Origin of the sequence: Luteimicrobium sp. NPDC057192 (assembly GCF_042670205.1) — a bacterium.
Classification (GTDB): Bacteria; Actinomycetota; Actinomycetes; order Actinomycetales; family Cellulomonadaceae; genus Luteimicrobium.
Genome location: NZ_JBHUWD010000061.1, coordinates 1 through 15,854, shown reverse-complemented (window position 1 = coordinate 15,854; position 15,854 = coordinate 1). Strand labels below are relative to the sequence as shown.

The following is a 15,854-nucleotide window of genomic DNA, read 5'->3' as shown; positions in this document are numbered from 1 at the left end:
AGCGCGAGCTGACGGGCGCGGATCCCGTGTTCGGCAGGAGTGCGGGGCGGGTCAAACCTCGATCTGCTCCAGCATCTCGGTGACGAGCGCGGCCACGGCCGACCGCTCGGACCGCGTCAGCGTGACGTGCGCGAACAGCGGGTGACCCTTGAGCGACTCGATCACCGCGGCGACGCCGTCGTGCCGGCCGACCCGGAGGTTGTCGCGCTGCGCGACGTCGTGCGTGAGGACGACGCGCGAGCTCTGCCCGATCCGCGAGAGCACGGTGAGCAGGACGTTGCGCTCGAGGGACTGGGCCTCGTCGACGATGACGAACGCGTCGTGCAGGGACCGCCCACGGATGTGCGTGAGGGGCAGGACCTCGAGGAGGTCGCGGTCGAGGACCTCCTCGACGACCTCGCGCGAGACCAGCGCGCCGAGCGTGTCGAAGACGGCCTGCGCCCAGGGGTTCATCTTCTCGTTCTCGGTGCCGGGCAGGTACCCGAGCTCCTGGCCGCCGACCGCGTAGAGCGGCCGGAAGACCATGACCTTGCGGTGCTGGCCGCGCTCGAGGACGGCCTCGAGGCCCGCGCACAGGGCCAGCGCGGACTTGCCGGTCCCGGCGCGCCCGCCGAGCGACACGATGCCGATCGCCTCGTCGAGCAGCAGGTCGATCGCGACCCGCTGCTCCGCGGAGCGGCCGTGCAGACCGAAGACGTCCTGGTCCCCGCGGACGAGCTGGACGTGCTTGTCGGCGGTGACCCGCCCGAGGGCGGAGCCGCGCGGGCTGTGCAGGACGAGTCCCGTGTGGCAGTGGAGGGGTGCGGCGTCCTCGACCGTCGTGGGGTCGAGCGACGCGAGCTCGACCGACTCGGCCTCCCACAGGTGGGCCATCTGCTCGTCGGACAGGTCGAGCTCGGCCATGCCGGTCCAGCCGGAGTCGACGGCGAGCTCGGCACGGTACTCCTCCGCACGGAGCCCGACCGCGGACGCCTTGACCCGCATGGGCAGGTCCTTGGAGACGACGGTGACGACGGCGCCTTCGGCAGCGAGGTTCGCCGCCACCGAAAGGATCCGTGTGTCGTTGTCGCCGAGCCGGAAGCCGGCGGGCAGGACCGCGGGGTCGGTGTGGTTGAGCTCGACGCGCAGGGTCCCGCCGACGTCGCCGACGGGGATGGGCGCGTCGAGGCGACCGTTCTTGACCCTCAGGTCGTCGAGGAGCCGGAGGGCGCTGCGGGCGAAGTAGCCGAGCTCGGCGTGGTGCCGCTTGGCCTCGAGCTCGGTGATCACGACGATCGGGAGGACGACGTCGTGCTCGGCGAAGCGAAGCATCGCGCGGGGGTCGGACAGAAGGACCGACGTGTCGAGCACGAACGTCCGGCGACCGTCCGGCGCGTCGTGCGCTTCCGTCGAGCTGAACTTCTCCGTCGTGGCGGGCGAGGTCTGGTCCACGGCAGGCTCCCTCATGCGGGTCCGCGGTCGGCCGGCCCGTGCCCGACGCCGTCGGGCCGGGACCGGCCCTCCCGCGCCTGAACCGCGAGAGCTCGCGGAGCACGCTTCATGGGCTGGCCTCCCGTGGGCGACGAAGCGTCGCCCATGTCGGCAAACTACGCCCGTGTCATTCGTGCCGTCGCGATGAACGCCCGCGCGTCGCGGACCGGTCACGAGAAGTTAACCCGGACGTCCCAGGCGCCGACGGCGACGCCCCACGAGCCGACGGCCCGGCCCCGCAGGCGCGGGACCGGGCCGTGGGGACGACGCCGCAGGTCAGACGGCGGCGGGCTCCTCTGCGGACTCCCCCGCGCCGGCCTCGGGGGCGCCTGCCGCCTCCTTGCGCCGCGTCGGCGACATGAACAGCGCGGCGACGCCGCCCACGACGAGCGCCGCGACGACGAGGAGCAGCGTGTCCTTGACGGCCACCGTGAACCCGTCGCCCACGGCCTGCTGGGCGGCCGCGCCGATCTGGCGGGCGGCGTCGCCGGTGACCCCGGCGGGCGGCTGGAAGCCCTGCTGGATGCTGTCGGCGGACAGGTTCCCGCCGGAGAACACCTTCGCGAACGGCTGCTGCAGGTCGGCCGGCAGGGTGCCGGCGACGCTGCGCGCGGCGTCGGGGATGGTGGTCGTCAGGCGCCCGGTGAGCATCGCGACGATCGCCGCGGAGCCCACCACGCTGCCGACCTGGCGGATGGTGTTGAACGCGCCCGCGCCCGCGCCGGCGGTGCGGTGGTCGAGGCCCGCGGTGGCGAGGTTGACCATCGGCGAGAACACGAGCCCGGTACCGAACCCGAACGGGATCATGCACCAGATGAGCGTGGCCTCGGAGACGTCCGGTGAGAGCACGCTGTACACGAGCACGAGCGAGAGGGCGATGAAACCGAAGCCCGCCGCGACGACCCACTTGCCGTTGATCCGGTCCGAGAGGCGGCCCGCGAACGGCGCCACGACGCCCGACAGCAGCGACGCGGGGAGGTTGACGAGCGCCGCGTGCAGGGGGCTGAGCCCGAGGATCGACTGCAGGAAGATCGTCAACGGGAAGAAGATCCCGAGCATCGCGAACGAGATCATGAACGCCGAGACGTTGGAGAGCGAGAAGTTGCGGAAGTGGAAGAGCCGCAGCGGGAGCAGGGCCTTCTCACCCAGCCGGTGCTGCCAGAAGACGAACACGCCGAGGATCGCGAGCCCCGCGCCGATGAGCTCCCAGATCCCGATCGGGCCGGTGATGGTGCCCCAGTCGTAGGTGTCGCCCTCCTGCAGGCCGAAGACGAGCAGGAACAGGCCCCCGACGGCGAGCACGGTGCCGACCACGTCGAAGTAGCGCTTGTGCGTCTCGAGGTGCGGCACCGTCGCGAACGACCAGAACAGCGCGACGACGCCGACGGGGATGTTGACGTAGAAGATCCACTCCCAGCCCCAGCTCTCGACGAGCAGGCCGCCGAGGACCGGGCCGGCGATGGTCGCGAGGCCCGCGACCATGCCCCAGACGCCGAGGGCGGCGCCGCGGCTCTTGGCCGGGAAGACGCGGGTGATGACGGCCATGGTCTGCGGGGTCATGAGCGCGGCGCCGAGGCCCTGCACGACGCGCGCGGCGATGAGGAACGCGATCGACCCGGCGAGCCCGCACGCGGCCGAGGCGACCGTGAACACGACGAGTCCGGCGATGAAGAGGCCGCGCGGGCCGTAGCGGTCGCCGAGGCGGCCCGCGGGGAGCATGAGGACGGCGAACGACAGCAGGTAGCCGCTGTTGAGCCAGCCGACCGAGGTGATGTCGGCGTCGAACGCCTTCTGGATGGACGGCACGGCGATGTTCACGATGGTCGTGTCGACCATGATCATGAAGAAGCCCAGGACGAGCGGCGGGAGCACGCTCCACGGGCTGCGACCCTTGAGGTCGACGAGCGGTGTGGTCATACGAGGTCCTTCTCTGGGGACGACGTGGTGTCGTCGTGCGTGTGGGCGTCGAGCCCGTGCGTCGGAAAGTGGGGCGTGGTCCAGTCGAGCTCGCCGGACTCGATCTCGGCGACCGTCCGCTCGATCCACGCGATCTGGGTGGCCCGCTGCTCGAGCTCGTAGAGCGCGTCGAGCAGGTGCCGGCGCGGGACGCCGCGCGCGACGATCGAGCCGAGCGCCGCGTCGTAGGCGGCGTGCTCGTCCCGGACGGTGTCGAGCCGCTCCCGCAGGAGCGCCACGACCTCGTCGGCCTCGAGCGCGTCCGCCTGCCCGAGCCCGACGTCGAACGCCGGGTACTCGGGCTGGACGGTCCGCAGGAGCTCGCGCGTGCGCCGACGGTGCTCGTCCCGCCCGGCGTCGGTGATCTCGTAGGTCGTGCGCTCGGGCCGGGCGCCCTCGCGCGCGGTGGCGAGCGGCACCACGTAGCCCTCGCGCTCGAGCCGCTCGACGGCGTGGTAGATCGAGCCGACGCTCACCGGGACGCGCAGGTCGTCCCGGTGCTTGCGCATGATCCGGAGGATCTCGTACGGGTGGAGCGGCCCCTGGTCGAGCAGTCCGAGCACGATGAGCGCGATGGACGACAGCTCACGGCGAGCCATCGGTCACCCCCTGGTGTCGTGGTCTGGTGCGGCAGTCCGCCGTTCGTTGTTCCGGTCGGAATAATGCCTCAAGGAATATAGATCCGGAGGCCCACTCCGTCAAGCCTCCACCTTCACGCGTCCCACCGACAGGGGACGCCGCGGCTCCGTCGGACCGCCACGCGGAGGACGGCGGCTAGGGTCGAGACGTGACCGAGCTCCACGACCTCGACGCACTGACCCTCGCGACCACGCTCCGCCGCGGCGACGCCTCCGCGACCGACGTCCTCGAGCACACGCTCGAGCGTGCCGAGCGGCTCGGGCCGACCGTGGGGGCGTTCGTCACCCTCACGCCCGACCTCGCGCACGAGCAGGCCAGGGCCGCCGACGACGCCCTGGTCGCCGCCCGCCGCGACGGAACCACCGACACGCTCCCTCCGTTCCTCGGCGTGCCCGTCCCGATCAAGGACCTGACCATGGTCGCGGGCGTGCCCATGGCGGCGGGCTCCGCGGCGCTCCGGGGCTTCGTCCCGCCCGTGGACGACGGCGTCGTCACGCTCCTGCGCGACGCGGGCACCGTGATGCCCGGCAAGACGAACACCCCCGAGCTCGGCCTGCCCCCGTACACCGAGCCCGACGTCGCCCCGGCGGCCCGCACCCCGTGGGACCTCACGCGCTCGGCCGGCGGGTCGAGCGGCGGGGCCGCGGCCGCGGTCGCGACCCGGATCGTCCCCGTCGCGCACGGCAACGACGGCGGCGGCTCGCTGCGGATCCCCGCGAGCGCCACCGGGCTGGTCGGGCTCAAGCCGAGCCGCGGGAGGGTGAGCTGGGGCCCGCACGCCGTGGACGGCGTCGGGCTGGCGGCGCACGGCGTCCTCACCCGCACGGTCCGCGACACGGCTGCGTTCCTCGACGTGCTCGCCGTGAACCGGCCCGGCGACACGTTCGTCGCGCCCGGCGGCCCGGGCCCGGCCGGCAGCTACCTCGCGGCCTGCGACGTCGCGCCCCGCCCGCTCCGGGTCGGCGTCCTCGACACGCCCGTCATCGCGGACGACGCCGAGGTGGACCCCGCGAGCCTGCACGCGGTGGACCACACGGTCGCGCTGCTGGACCGGCTGGGGCACTCCGTCGCCGAGGCCCCGGTGCCGTTCCCCGCCGAGGACTGGGGCGCGTTCGCGGCCCTGTGGTCGGTGGGTGCGCTGTCGGCCCCGGTCCCCGAGGACGCGGAGCTCCTCCTCACGCCGTTGACCCGCTGGCTGCGGGCCACGGGGCGCGAGCAGAGCGGGCTCGTGTTCGCCCAGGCGGTCGCGGGCATGCAGCGGCTCACGCAACAGGTCGCGACGGCCTGGGACGCGTTCGACGTGGTCCTCACGCCCACCCTCGCGCAGCTCCCGGCGCTGGTCGGCTCGATGCGCGACGACGCGGACCCCGCGGGCGACTTCGCCGCGCAGACCCGGTTCACGCCGTGGACGAGCGTCGCGAACCTCACCGGCCGCCCGTCGGTGAGCCTGCCGCTCGGCTGGGCCGAGGGCGCCGCCACGGGCGACGGCGCAGGGGACCTGCCCGTCGGGGTGATGCTCACCGGACGGCTCGGCGACGACGCGCTCCTGCTGGCGCTGTCCGCGCAGCTCGAGGCCGCGGACCCGTGGTCGGGCCGGGTGCCGCCGGTCCGCTGACGCCGCCGGCGCGGCGGGACCCGGAGGTCAGGCGGTCCGGCGCGTCCGAGCGACCAGGCCGACAGCGACCAGGACCCCGACGACGCTCACGGCCGCCGCGACCCAGAACGCCTCGGTGAACGGGCCGGCCGGGTCGGCCACGGTCCCGGTCGCGAGGAGCGCCGCCACGACCGGCGCGGCGGACGCGGACCCGATGGTCCGCACCACGCTGTTGAGGCCGGTCGCGGCGCCGGTCTCCTCCGCGGGCGAGAGCGTCACGACGAGCTGCGCGCAGATCGCGTAGCCGATGCCGTTGCCGAGGCCGAGCACGCCGAACGCCACCACCACGGCCCACGGCTCGGTCGGCCAGAGCGCGAGGCCGACGGACCCGACCGCCATGACGGCGGCGGCGAGGAGCGCGGCGACGCCGGCCCCCGCCCGGGCGACGACGAACGGCGTCATCCGCCCGCCGAGGAAGACGAGCACGGCGCTCGGCAGCATCGCGAGGGCCGACACGGTCACGCTCATGCCCTGCCCGTAACCGGTGGACTCGGGCGCCTGGGTGAGGATCGGCAGCGCCACGTAGCAGACGTAGGGCACGAACCCGACGGCGACCGTCAGCAGGCTGACGAGGACGATCGGCCCGTGCCGGAACGTCCGGACATCGACCACGGGCGCCGTCCGGCGCAGCTCGACGAGCACGAGCGCGACCAGGAGGGCGACGCCGGCGAGCCCCACGACGACGGTCCGGACGGAGGTCCAGCCCCACGACCCGCCCTGGGAGACGGCCAGCAGGACACCGACGAGGCCGGTGGCGAGGAGCGCGATCCCGGCCCAGTCGGTGCGCCGGACGACGACGGGCGCGGTGCCCGCGGGGACCCAGGCGGCGACCGTCGCGCCGGCGACGGCGATCAGGACGGCTGCCAGCACGAAGATCCACCGCCACGACAGCGCCTCGACGATCAGCCCGCCCAGCACGAGCGCGGCGCCCGCTCCGAGCCCGATCATCCCGGCGATCCAGCCGAACGCCGCGGCCAGCCGGGGGCCGGCGAGGACCTGCCGGGCGAGCGCGAGCGCGAGCGGGAAGGTCGCGGTGCTGACGCCCTGGAGCACGCGGGCGCCGAGCAGGACGGCGAGGTTCGGCGCGACGGCGGCGAGCAGCGTCGCCACGACGAAGACGCCGACCGTTCCGAGCAGGACCTTGCGGTGCCCGACCCGGTCGCCGAGGTTCCCGACGACGGGCGCCAGGACGGCGCCCGCGAGCAGGAAGGCCGTGAGGATCCACCCGGTCCCCTGCGAGCTCGCGCCGAGGTCGCTCCCGATCGTGGGCAGCGCGGGGACGACGAGCGTCTGCATGAGCGAGAACGAGAGCACGACCGCGCTGAGCGCGAACGTGACGAGGCCGGGGCGTCGGGTGGTCGACCGGGTCTCGGCGGGCAAGGTGGGGGGCACGGCGGGTCTCGCTCTCTCGGTGCATCTCAATCGGAACGGACGCTCCGTTCCGATTGAGGATAGCAGCCACGGACCGGTTACCGTGAGCACATGTCCGCCCCCGACGACGCCGCCGCGCCCAGCGCCCTTCCCGGTCGCCTCCGCGAGGCGCGCGCCAACGACACGGCGGTCCTCGACGCGGCACGCGAGATCTTCTCCGAGCAGGGCGACGCGGCCTCGATGGCCGACATCGCGCGGCGGGCCGGGGTCGGGGTCGGGTCGGTCTACCGCCGCTACCCCACCAAGGACGCGCTCGTCGAGGCGCTCCGGCTCGAGGGCGTCCGCGAGGTCGCGCGCCTCGCCGCGGGCATCGCCGACGCCCACGACGCCGCGCCGCCGACGCCCGACGAGCCCGGCGCCGTCGAGACGTTCGTCGCGGGACACATCACCGGCGCGCGGGGCCCCCTGCTGCGCCCGACCGGCAGCGGACGCCCCCTCTCCCCCGAGCTCGCCGAGGCCTCCGACGAGCTGCGCGCCGCGCTCGAGCGGCTCGTCGCCCACGACCGCGAGGCGGCCCGCGTGCCGGACGGTTTCACCACGGCCGACGTCATGCAGCTCCTCGTGCACCTGCGCCCCCCGCTCCCCTACCCGCGCGCCCAGGTGGACGCTCTCCACCTGCGGTACCTGGCGCTCGTCGTGCGCGGACTGCGGGACGCCGCGCGCGACGGGACGACGTTCGACGGCGGGCCGCGGTGGGACGAGTGGCTCGGAACCTGGCACGACTGAGCCCGGAGCCCGCGCGCCCGGTAGCCTGACCCGTGGTGAGCCGGGAAGTCTGGTCGGCACTCGATGCAGCCTGCCACCAGGAGGTCCCGTGCCCGTCCTCAGCCTTGCCCGTGCCCGACGCTTCGTGACCGACGAGCGACGTGGCGGCGCGCTCCTCCTCGGGGCCGCGCTGGTCGCCGTCGTCTGGGCGAACACGCCGTGGCGCGCGACCTACCAGACGATCGTCGCGGCCGTCCCCGGCGGCGACGCGCTGGCTCCGCTCCACCTCGACCTCAGCCTCGGGACGTGGGCGTCCGACGGGCTCCTCGCGATCTTCTTCTTCGTCGTCGGGCTCGAGCTCAAGCAGGAGGTGGTCGCGGGCTCCCTGCGCGACCCGCGCCGGGCCGCGGTGCCCGTGCTCGCAGCCGTCGGCGGCATGCTCGCGCCCGCCGTCCTCTACCTCGCGACGACGCTCCTCGACCACGACGGCGGCGCGCGCGCCGGGTGGGCCGTGCCCACGGCGACCGACATCGCGTTCGCGCTCGCGGTGCTCGCCGTGTTCGGGCGCGGGCTCCCGGCACCGGTGCGGACGTTCCTGCTCACGCTCGCCGTCGTCGACGACCTGCTCGCGATCGTGATCATCGCGTTCGTCCTCACGGCGCACGTCGCGATCGGCACGCTGCTCGGCGGGCTCGCGTGCGTCGTGGCGTTCGGCGTCGTCGCGCGCCTGCGCCGCGCGCCGTGGTGGCTCCTCGGCCCGCTGGCCGTCGCGGCGTGGGCGCTCGTCCACGCGAGCGGCGTGCACGCCACGATCGCGGGCGTCCTGCTCGGCTTCGCGATGCCGACGCGCGCCGTCCACGGCGAGCTCGTCGGCCGCGCCGAGCGTGCCGAGCACGCCTGGCGGCCGATCGCCAACGGGGTCGCGCTGCCCGTGTTCGCGTTCTTCGCCGCGGGCGTGACCGTCGTCGGCACCGGGCTCGGCGAGCTGCTGGGCTCGCACGTCGCGATCGGCGTCATGGTCGGGCTGGTGGTCGGCAAGCCGCTCGGCGTCCTGGGGACCACCTGGCTCGCGGTCCGCCTCAGCCCCTTGCGCCTCGCTCCGGGCGTGGGGCTGCGGGACATGCTGCCGGTCGGCGCGCTCACCGGCATCGGGTTCACCGTCGCGCTGCTCGTCGCCGAGCTCTCGTTCGACGCGAGCACGCCCGACGGCGCCGCCCGCGTCGCCGAGGCCAAGGTCGCCGTGCTCGTGGCGTCGGTGGTCTCCGCGGGGATCGCCGCCGTCCTGCTGCGCCGCGACGCCGGCCAGGCGCGTCCCGCCGACATCAACGAGGACGGCATCCCGGACGACCAGCAGGCGGCGTAGCCGGGTCTTCGGACCCCGGCGGTGGCCGGACCTACGCGGGCGTAGCCTGAGCGGCGCAGGAGGCTTATCTGGGAGGACGCCCCGGTGCGGGCGCCCGGAGAGGGATCACCACCGATGGCCTACGACGCCACACGACTCCGCCGCTACCTCGAGCACGACTTCACCTACGACGCGGGCTTCCGCCGCAACGTCCACCGCTTCGGCCGCAACGTGGCGGTCGTCGACCCGCCCACCGGCCGAACCCTCACCTACGCGGAGCTCGACGCCGTCGTCGAGCGGGCCGCGTCGGCGCTCGCGGAGCGGGGCGCGGGTCGCGGGGACCGGGTCGTCCACCAGCTCTTCAACTCGCTCGAGTTCGCGGTGCTCTACCTCGCGACGCAGCGGCTCGGCGCCGTCGGCGTCCCCGTGAACTTCCGGCTCGCGCCGGCCGAGACCGGGCACATCCTGCGCGAGTCCGAGCCCACCGTGTTCGTCTACGACGCGACGCTCGGCGCCGCCGCCGCGCAGGCGCTCGAGATCGCGGGGGTCGCCCCGGCGCTCGTCGTCGTGGGCGAGCCGGGCGACGGCGGCCCCGCCGGCGCCGTCGGCTTCGACGAGGCGCTGGCGTCCGCGAGCGCCCCCGTGCCTCCCCTGCCGGACGACTTCTCGACCTACGAGGAGACGACCCGCCTGTACACGTCGGGCACCACGGGCATGCCCAAGGGGGTGTCGCTGCCGTCGATCGTCGAGGTGATGTCGGCGCACGACGTGATCATGCACTTCCCGCTCGGCCCGACGGACCGAACCCTCAACATGACGCCCTGGTTCCACCGTGGCGGCCTGTACTCGGGCGGCCCGAACCCGGTCTTCTACGTCGGCGGCTCCGTGGTGCCGCTGCGCGCGTTCGACGCGGCGACCGTCCTCGACTGGGTGCCCGAGCACCAGATCACGTTCCTCGTCGGCGCCCCGACGACGCTCGAGCTGCTCGCGGACGAGCAGGAGCGCAGCCCGCGCGACCTGTCGGGCCTGCGCGGCATCGTCACGATGGGCGCGCCGCTCGACCGCGCCGCCGCGTTGCGTTACCAACAGCTCCTCACCCCGCGGATCTTCAACGGGTACGGGACCACCGAGGCGTTCTGGAACACGTTCCTGCGCCCCGAGGACCTGCCCGAGCACGCGGGCTCGGCCGGGCGCGCCTGCACCGACGACGACGTCCGCGTCGTCAAGGTGCTCCCGGACCGCAAGGCCACGCCCGAGGAGACGGTCGCGCCGGACGGCGCGGAGATCGGCGAGGTGATCATGCGGTCGCCCAAGTCCGGGTTCTCCTACGTGGGGATCGACGACGACGAGAAGTTCGTGAACGGGTGGTTGTACCCGGGCGACCTCGCGACCTGGGACGCGGACGGGTTCGTCACGATCCTCGGCCGCAAGGACGACATGATCATCTCGGGCGGCGAGAACGTGTACCCCGTGCAGGTCGAGGAGGTGCTCGTCGAGCACCCCAAGGTCCGGGACACGGCCGTCGTCGGCGTGCCGGACGAGCGCTGGGGCCAGCGGGTCGTCGCGTACGTCGTGCCGCACGACCCGGCCGACCCGCCGACCGCGGAGGAGCTGGACCGGCACGCGCTCGACCACCCCGGCCTGGCGAACTTCAAGCGGCCGCGCGCCTACCGCGTCGTCGACGAGCTGCCCATGACGGCGACCGGCAAGAAGATGCACTTCAAGGTCGCCGAGCTCGCGTCCGAGGCGGGCGCCGCGGGCGAGCTGGACGCCCTGGGCTGAGTGCGGCGGCAGCCACGGGCCGCGCGGGGCTACTCCGCCCCGCGCGGCCGGTGGCGCTCGAGGAACGTGTACACGTCCCACGAGTCGACGCCCGGGAACGCGCCCGTGGGCATCGCGGCGAGCATCGACGCGTGCGGCGCGGGCGCTGGCCACACGTGCCCCTCCCAGCGGTCCGCGATGACGCCCTCGGGGCGCCGGCAGCACGTCTCGTCCGGGCACCGGGACACGTCGCGGTGCGGGGTGTCGCGCCCGAGGAACCACTTCACCTCGGAGAACGGGACCCCGACGCTCACCGAGAACTCGCCGTCGGCGGTGCGCTGGGTGCGCGACGTGCACCAGAACGTGCCCGTGGGGGTGTCGGTGTACTGGGAGAACGGGCTCAGGCGGTCCTCGACGTCGAAGATCGTCCGGGCGGTCCAGTGCCGGCAGACGGGCTGCCCCTCGACGGCGCCGAGCGGGTCGGCGGGGAACCGGACGCCGTCGTTCTCGTACGCCTTGTGGATCACCCCGGACTCGTGGACCTTCATGAAGTGCACGCGCAGGCCGAGCCGCGCGGTGGCGAGGTTCGTGAACCGGTGGGCGGCCGCCTCGTAGGAGACGGCGAACGCGTCGCGCAGGTCCTCGATCGAGATCTCGCGGCGGCCCTTCTGCTCGCCCAGGAGCGCGGCCGCGTCCTCCTCGGGCATGAGGACCGCAGCGGACAGGTAGTTGGACTCGACGCGCTGGCGCAGGAACTCGGCGTAGTCGTGCGGCTCGGCGTGCCCGAGCACCCGCGCGGCGAGCGCCTGGAGGACGGCCGTGCGCGAGAACCCGGCGCCGCGCGACCCGCCGGGCAGGTAGAGCCGGTGGTGGCGCTCGTCGATGACCGACCGTGTCGTCTGCGGGAGGTCGCCCACGTAGTGCAGCGAGTAGCCCAGGTGCTCGGCGATCTGGGACGCGACGCGCTGCGAGATCGGGCCTCCCGCGTGCCCGACGGCGCCCAGGAGCTCGCGCGCGGCGTCCTCGAGCTCGGGGAAGTAGTTGTCCTGCGCCCTCATCGACGCGCGGAGCTCGGTGTTGGCACGGCGCGCTTCCTCGGGGGTCGACGCACGCTCGCGGTGGAGCCGGTCGATCTCCCGCTGGAGGGCGACGAGGGCCTCGAGCGCGTCGCCGGGCAGCCCCTTGCCGACGCGCACCGGGGAGATGCCGAGCGCGTCGAACAGCGGGCCGCGCTGCGCGCGCTCGAGCTCGATCTCGAGGGCGGCGCGCCTGCTGGGCGGCTCGGTCGAGAACAGGTCGTCGAGGGTCGCGCCGAGCGCCTTCGCGATCTGCTGGAGCTGGGTGAACCGGGGCTCGCGCTTGCCGTTCTCGATCATCGACACCTGCGACGGCGCGCGGTCGATGGCGGCGGCGAGCTCGTCGAGCGTCATGCCCTGCTGCGTGCGCAGGTGCCGGATGCGGCGGCCGATCGTCAGGGCGTCGGGCTCGTCGGCGAGGTCGGTGAGGGGTGCGACTGCCATGACTCATGCTCACACCACCGACGCCTTCCGTCCAACAGAAGAACCGAAGAACTTCTGCACGGGAAAGTCGCCGAGAAGGCTTGCGGAGGGCTGAAGGTCGTCTCACGGGCCGCTTCAACGGAAGTTCGGCCAGAACACCGTTCGACGCGGACCGTCCGCACCTACCGCGAGGAGACCACCGTGAGCACCCCGACGATCGTGACCCGCCGCCCCGAGCCCCGCCCCACGCCCCGCCCGGGCGACCAGGCCGAGACCGCGGCCGAGCTGGAGCGGACCTGGAAGACCGACCCGCGCTGGGCCGGCGTCGAGCGCACGTACACCGCGGAGGACGTCGTGGCGGTCCGCGGCCCGGTCCGCGAGGACCGGACGCTCGCGAGGCGCGGCGCCGAGCGGCTCTGGGAGGAGCTCCACGCGTCCGAGCGCAGCGGCGGCAACGAGTGGGTCGCCGCGCTCGGCGCCCTCACCGGCAACCAGGCCGTCCAGCAGGTCCGCGCGGGCCTCAAGGCGATCTACCTGTCGGGCTGGCAGGTCGCCGCCGACGCGAACCTCTCCGGCCAGACGTACCCGGACCAGTCCCTGTACCCGGCGAACTCGGTGCCCGCCGTCGTCCGCCGCATCAACAACGCGCTGCTCCGCGCGGCCCAGGTCGAGGCCACGGACCCGAGCGGTGAGAACGCCCCCGCGGACTGGCTCGCGCCGATCGTCGCCGACGCCGAGGCCGGGTTCGGCGGCCCGCTCAACGCCTACGAGCTCATGCACCAGATGATCGAGGCCGGCGCGGCGGGCGTGCACTGGGAGGACCAGCTCGCGTCCGAGAAGAAGTGCGGGCACCTCGGCGGCAAGGTCCTCGTCCCCACCCAGCAGCACGTGCGCACGCTCAACGCGGCCCGGTTCGCGGCCGACGTCGCGGGGGTGCCGTCGATCGTCGTCGCCCGCACCGACGCGCTCGCCGCCGACCTGCTGACCAGCGACGTGGACCCGCGCGACCAGGAGTTCACGACCGGCGAGCGCACGAGCGAGGGCTTCTACCGGGTCCGGAACGGCATCGAGCCGGTCATCGCGCGCGGCCTCGCGTACGCGCCGTTCGCGGACCTGCTCTGGGTCGAGTCCGGCGAGCCCGACCTCCAGCTCGCGCGCAAGTTCGCCGAGGCCGTGCACGCCGAGTTCCCGGACAAGCTCCTCGCCTACAACTGCTCGCCGTCGTTCAACTGGAAGCGCCACCTGTCCGACGACGAGATCGCGAGCTTCCAGCGCGAGCTGTCGGCCATGGGCTACAAGTTCCAGTTCATCACCCTCGCCGGCTTCCACGCCCTCAACCACTCGATGTTCCAGCTCGCCCGCGACTACAACGAGCGCGCGATGAGCGCCTACGTCGACCTGCAGGGGGCGGAGTTCGCCGCCGAGGCCGACGGCTACACGGCCACCCGGCACCAGCGGGAGGTCGGCACGGGCTACTTCGACCGGGTCGCCACGGCCCTCAACCCCGACAGCGCCACGCTCGCGCTCGCCGGGTCCACCGAGACCGCCCAGTTCCAGTGACCGCCCCTCCCACCGACCGACCGCCGACGGCGACGCCGAAGGAGCCCGACATGACCACCACGCTCGACACCCCCACGCCCACCGACACGACCAGCGGCACGCTCACCGTGACCGGGACGCCCGGACCACGCTTCGACGAGGTCCTGACCCCCGAGGCGCTCGAGTTCCTCGCGGCCCTGCACGACGCGTTCCTCGCCCGCCGCCACGACCTGCTCACGGAGCGCCAGCGCCGTCGTCGGCAGGTCGCGGACGGCATCGACCCGGACTTCCGGCCCGAGACGCGCCCGGTGCGCGACGACCTCCACTGGACCGTCGCCGGGCACCGGGGCGCCCCGGGCCTCGAGCGCCGGCTCGTCGAGATCACGGGCCCCACCGACCCCAAGATGACGATCAACGCGCTCAACTCGGGCGCCGACTGCTGGCTCGCGGACGCGGAGGACGCGTCGAGCCCGACGTGGGAGAACGTCGTCGGCGGGCAGCTCGCCCTGCACGACGCGATCCGCGGACGCCTCGAGTTCACGGGCCCCGCCGGGCCGGACGGCACGCCCGGCAAGCAGTACCGCGTGACCGCGGGCGACGGCGGCCAGGACCTCACGGGCCTGCCGACGATCGTCTTCCGGCCCCGCGGCTGGCACCTGACGGAGAAGCACCTGCGGTACACGGACCGCGCGGGGCGGCCCCAGCCGGCGTCGGCATCGCTCGTCGACTTCGGGCTGTACTTCTTCCACAACGCGGCCGAGCTGGTCGCGCGGGGACGGGGCCCGTACTTCTACCTGCCGAAGCTCGAGGGGTACCGCGAGGCGCGGCTGTGGAACGACGTGTTCGTGCTGGCGCAGGAGCTGGTCGGGATCGAGCAGGGGACGATCCGCGCGACCGTGCTGGTCGAGACGCTGCCCGCGGCGTTCGAGATGGAGGAGATCCTCTACGAGCTGCGCGAGCACTGCGCGGGTCTCAACGCCGGGCGCTGGGACTACCTGTTCTCGGTGATCAAGAGCTACCGCATGCGGGGGCCGCGCTACGTGCTCCCGGACCGGTCACGGGTCACCATGACGGTGCCGTTCATGCGCGCGTACACCGAGCTCCTGGTCGCGACGTGCCACCGCCGCGGCGCGCACGCCATGGGCGGGATGAGCGCGTTCATCCCCGACCGCCGCAACCCCGAGGTGAACGCGACGGCGTTCGCGCAGGTCAGCAGCGACAAGGCACGCGAGGCGGCCGACGGGTTCGACGGCACGTGGGTCGCGCACCCCGACCTCATCCCGGTCGCGCGGGCGCAGTTCCACACGGTGCTCGACGGCCGGCCGCACCAGCTCGACCGGCAGCGCCCCGACGTGCACGTGACGGCCGCGGACCTGCTCGACGTCGCGTCCGCCCAGCCCGCCGACGGCACCACGGGCGTCACGGCAGCGGGCCTGCGGGCGAACGTGTCGGTCGGGATCCGGTACCTCGAGTCGTGGCTGCGCGGGGTGGGGGCCGCGGCGATCGACCACCTCATGGAGGACGCGGCGACCGCCGAGATCTCGCGGTCGCAGATCTGGCAGTGGGTGCACAACCGGACCACCACGGAGACCGGGGTGCCGATCACGCGCGAGCGGGTCGAGGCCCTGATCGCCGAGGTCGCGGACGACCTGCCCCGCACCGACGGGAACAGGGTCGACGACGCAGTGGCCGTGTTCCGGCACGTCGCGCTCGACGAGGACTACCCGACCTTCCTCACGATCCCCGCGTACAACCAGTTCCTGGCCTGACGCGCCCTCCCCTCCCTCCCGGCCCCCTCCCCGTGAGTGCGTACTTCTTGTGCGACACGCCTGGCGTGTCGCACAAGAAGTACGCACTC

At 73.8% G+C, this 15,854-nt stretch carries 11 protein-coding genes; 6 read left to right on the top strand and 5 right to left on the bottom strand.

The window, feature by feature from the left end:
* Positions 1-51: 51 nt before the first annotated feature.
* The 3 genes from ACFT5B_RS19155 to ACFT5B_RS19145 all read right to left on the bottom strand — a co-directional run bounded on the left by ACFT5B_RS19155 (position 52) and on the right by ACFT5B_RS19145 (position 4,025).
* Positions 52-1,446 (bottom strand): PhoH family protein, encoded by a 1,395-nt coding sequence (locus tag ACFT5B_RS19155; protein ID WP_386800780.1) that lies wholly within the window; start codon positions 1,444-1,446, stop codon positions 52-54.
* 300 nt (positions 1,447-1,746) lie between these two features.
* Positions 1,747-3,387 carry an MDR family MFS transporter gene (locus ACFT5B_RS19150; protein WP_386800779.1) on the bottom strand — a complete coding sequence of 547 codons (1,641 nt, stop codon included), beginning with the start codon at positions 3,385-3,387 and terminating at the stop codon, positions 1,747-1,749.
* Entirely contained in the window at positions 3,384-4,025 is a 642-nt protein-coding gene (locus ACFT5B_RS19145) for a PadR family transcriptional regulator (protein WP_386800778.1), read from the bottom strand. Before ACFT5B_RS19145 ends, ACFT5B_RS19150 begins: the two co-directional genes overlap by 4 nt.
* Before the next feature lie 188 nt (positions 4,026-4,213).
* On the opposite strand from ACFT5B_RS19145, the gene ACFT5B_RS19140 reads away from it, so the two are divergent.
* Positions 4,214-5,680 carry an amidase gene (locus ACFT5B_RS19140; RefSeq protein ID WP_386800777.1) on the top strand — a complete coding sequence of 489 codons (1,467 nt, stop codon included), beginning with the start codon at positions 4,214-4,216 and terminating at the stop codon, positions 5,678-5,680.
* A gap of 27 nt (positions 5,681-5,707) precedes the next feature.
* Here ACFT5B_RS19140 and ACFT5B_RS19135 read toward each other — a convergent pair whose 3' ends face one another.
* Complete coding sequence (locus ACFT5B_RS19135; protein ID WP_386800776.1) at positions 5,708-7,111, bottom strand: MFS transporter; 1,404 nt, start codon at positions 7,109-7,111, stop codon at positions 5,708-5,710.
* A gap of 90 nt (positions 7,112-7,201) precedes the next feature.
* On the opposite strand from ACFT5B_RS19135, the gene ACFT5B_RS19130 reads away from it, so the two are divergent.
* From ACFT5B_RS19130 to ACFT5B_RS19120, 3 genes are all read left to right on the top strand, one after another.
* The gene (locus ACFT5B_RS19130; RefSeq protein WP_386800775.1) at positions 7,202-7,876 is read left to right on the top strand and encodes a TetR/AcrR family transcriptional regulator; all 675 of its coding nucleotides are present in this window, start codon (positions 7,202-7,204) and stop codon (positions 7,874-7,876) included.
* 88 nt (positions 7,877-7,964) lie between these two features.
* Positions 7,965-9,218 (top strand): Na+/H+ antiporter NhaA, encoded by a 1,254-nt coding sequence (gene nhaA / locus ACFT5B_RS19125; RefSeq protein WP_386800774.1) that lies wholly within the window; start codon positions 7,965-7,967, stop codon positions 9,216-9,218.
* A 114-nt stretch (positions 9,219-9,332) separates the two neighbouring features.
* Positions 9,333-10,979 carry a class I adenylate-forming enzyme family protein gene (locus ACFT5B_RS19120; RefSeq protein WP_386800773.1) on the top strand — a complete coding sequence of 549 codons (1,647 nt, stop codon included), beginning with the start codon at positions 9,333-9,335 and terminating at the stop codon, positions 10,977-10,979.
* Between the two features lie 29 nt (positions 10,980-11,008).
* On the opposite strand, the gene ACFT5B_RS19115 is transcribed toward ACFT5B_RS19120, so the two are convergent.
* Positions 11,009-12,478, bottom strand: coding sequence for a helix-turn-helix domain-containing protein (locus tag ACFT5B_RS19115; protein WP_386800772.1), 1,470 nt, complete (start codon positions 12,476-12,478; stop codon positions 11,009-11,011).
* A gap of 180 nt (positions 12,479-12,658) precedes the next feature.
* On the opposite strand from ACFT5B_RS19115, the gene aceA reads away from it, so the two are divergent.
* Together aceA and aceB are read left to right on the top strand one after the other, a co-directional pair.
* Positions 12,659-14,017 carry an isocitrate lyase gene (aceA, locus tag ACFT5B_RS19110; RefSeq protein ID WP_386800771.1) on the top strand — a complete coding sequence of 453 codons (1,359 nt, stop codon included), beginning with the start codon at positions 12,659-12,661 and terminating at the stop codon, positions 14,015-14,017.
* Positions 14,018-14,067: 50 nt separating this feature from the next.
* Complete coding sequence (gene aceB / locus ACFT5B_RS19105) at positions 14,068-15,765, top strand: malate synthase A (RefSeq protein WP_386800770.1); 1,698 nt, start codon at positions 14,068-14,070, stop codon at positions 15,763-15,765.
* Positions 15,766-15,854 lie beyond the last annotated feature (89 nt).

What these genes read in the sequence shown, in the direction of transcription:
- ACFT5B_RS19145 (WP_386800778.1), bottom strand. Translation starts at nt 4,025, where the DNA reads ATGGCTCGCCGTGAGCTGTCGTCCATCGCGCTCATCGTGCTCGGACTG.
- ACFT5B_RS19115 (WP_386800772.1), bottom strand. Translation starts at nt 12,478, where the DNA reads ATGGCAGTCGCACCCCTCACCGACCTCGCCGACGAGCCCGACGCCCTG.
- aceB (WP_386800770.1), top strand. Translation starts at nt 14,068, where the DNA reads ATGACCACCACGCTCGACACCCCCACGCCCACCGACACGACCAGCGGC.
- ACFT5B_RS19150 (WP_386800779.1), bottom strand. Translation starts at nt 3,387, where the DNA reads ATGACCACACCGCTCGTCGACCTCAAGGGTCGCAGCCCGTGGAGCGTG.
- ACFT5B_RS19155 (WP_386800780.1), bottom strand. Translation starts at nt 1,446, where the DNA reads ATGAGGGAGCCTGCCGTGGACCAGACCTCGCCCGCCACGACGGAGAAG.
- ACFT5B_RS19130 (WP_386800775.1), top strand. Translation starts at nt 7,202, where the DNA reads ATGTCCGCCCCCGACGACGCCGCCGCGCCCAGCGCCCTTCCCGGTCGC.
- ACFT5B_RS19120 (WP_386800773.1), top strand. Translation starts at nt 9,333, where the DNA reads ATGGCCTACGACGCCACACGACTCCGCCGCTACCTCGAGCACGACTTC.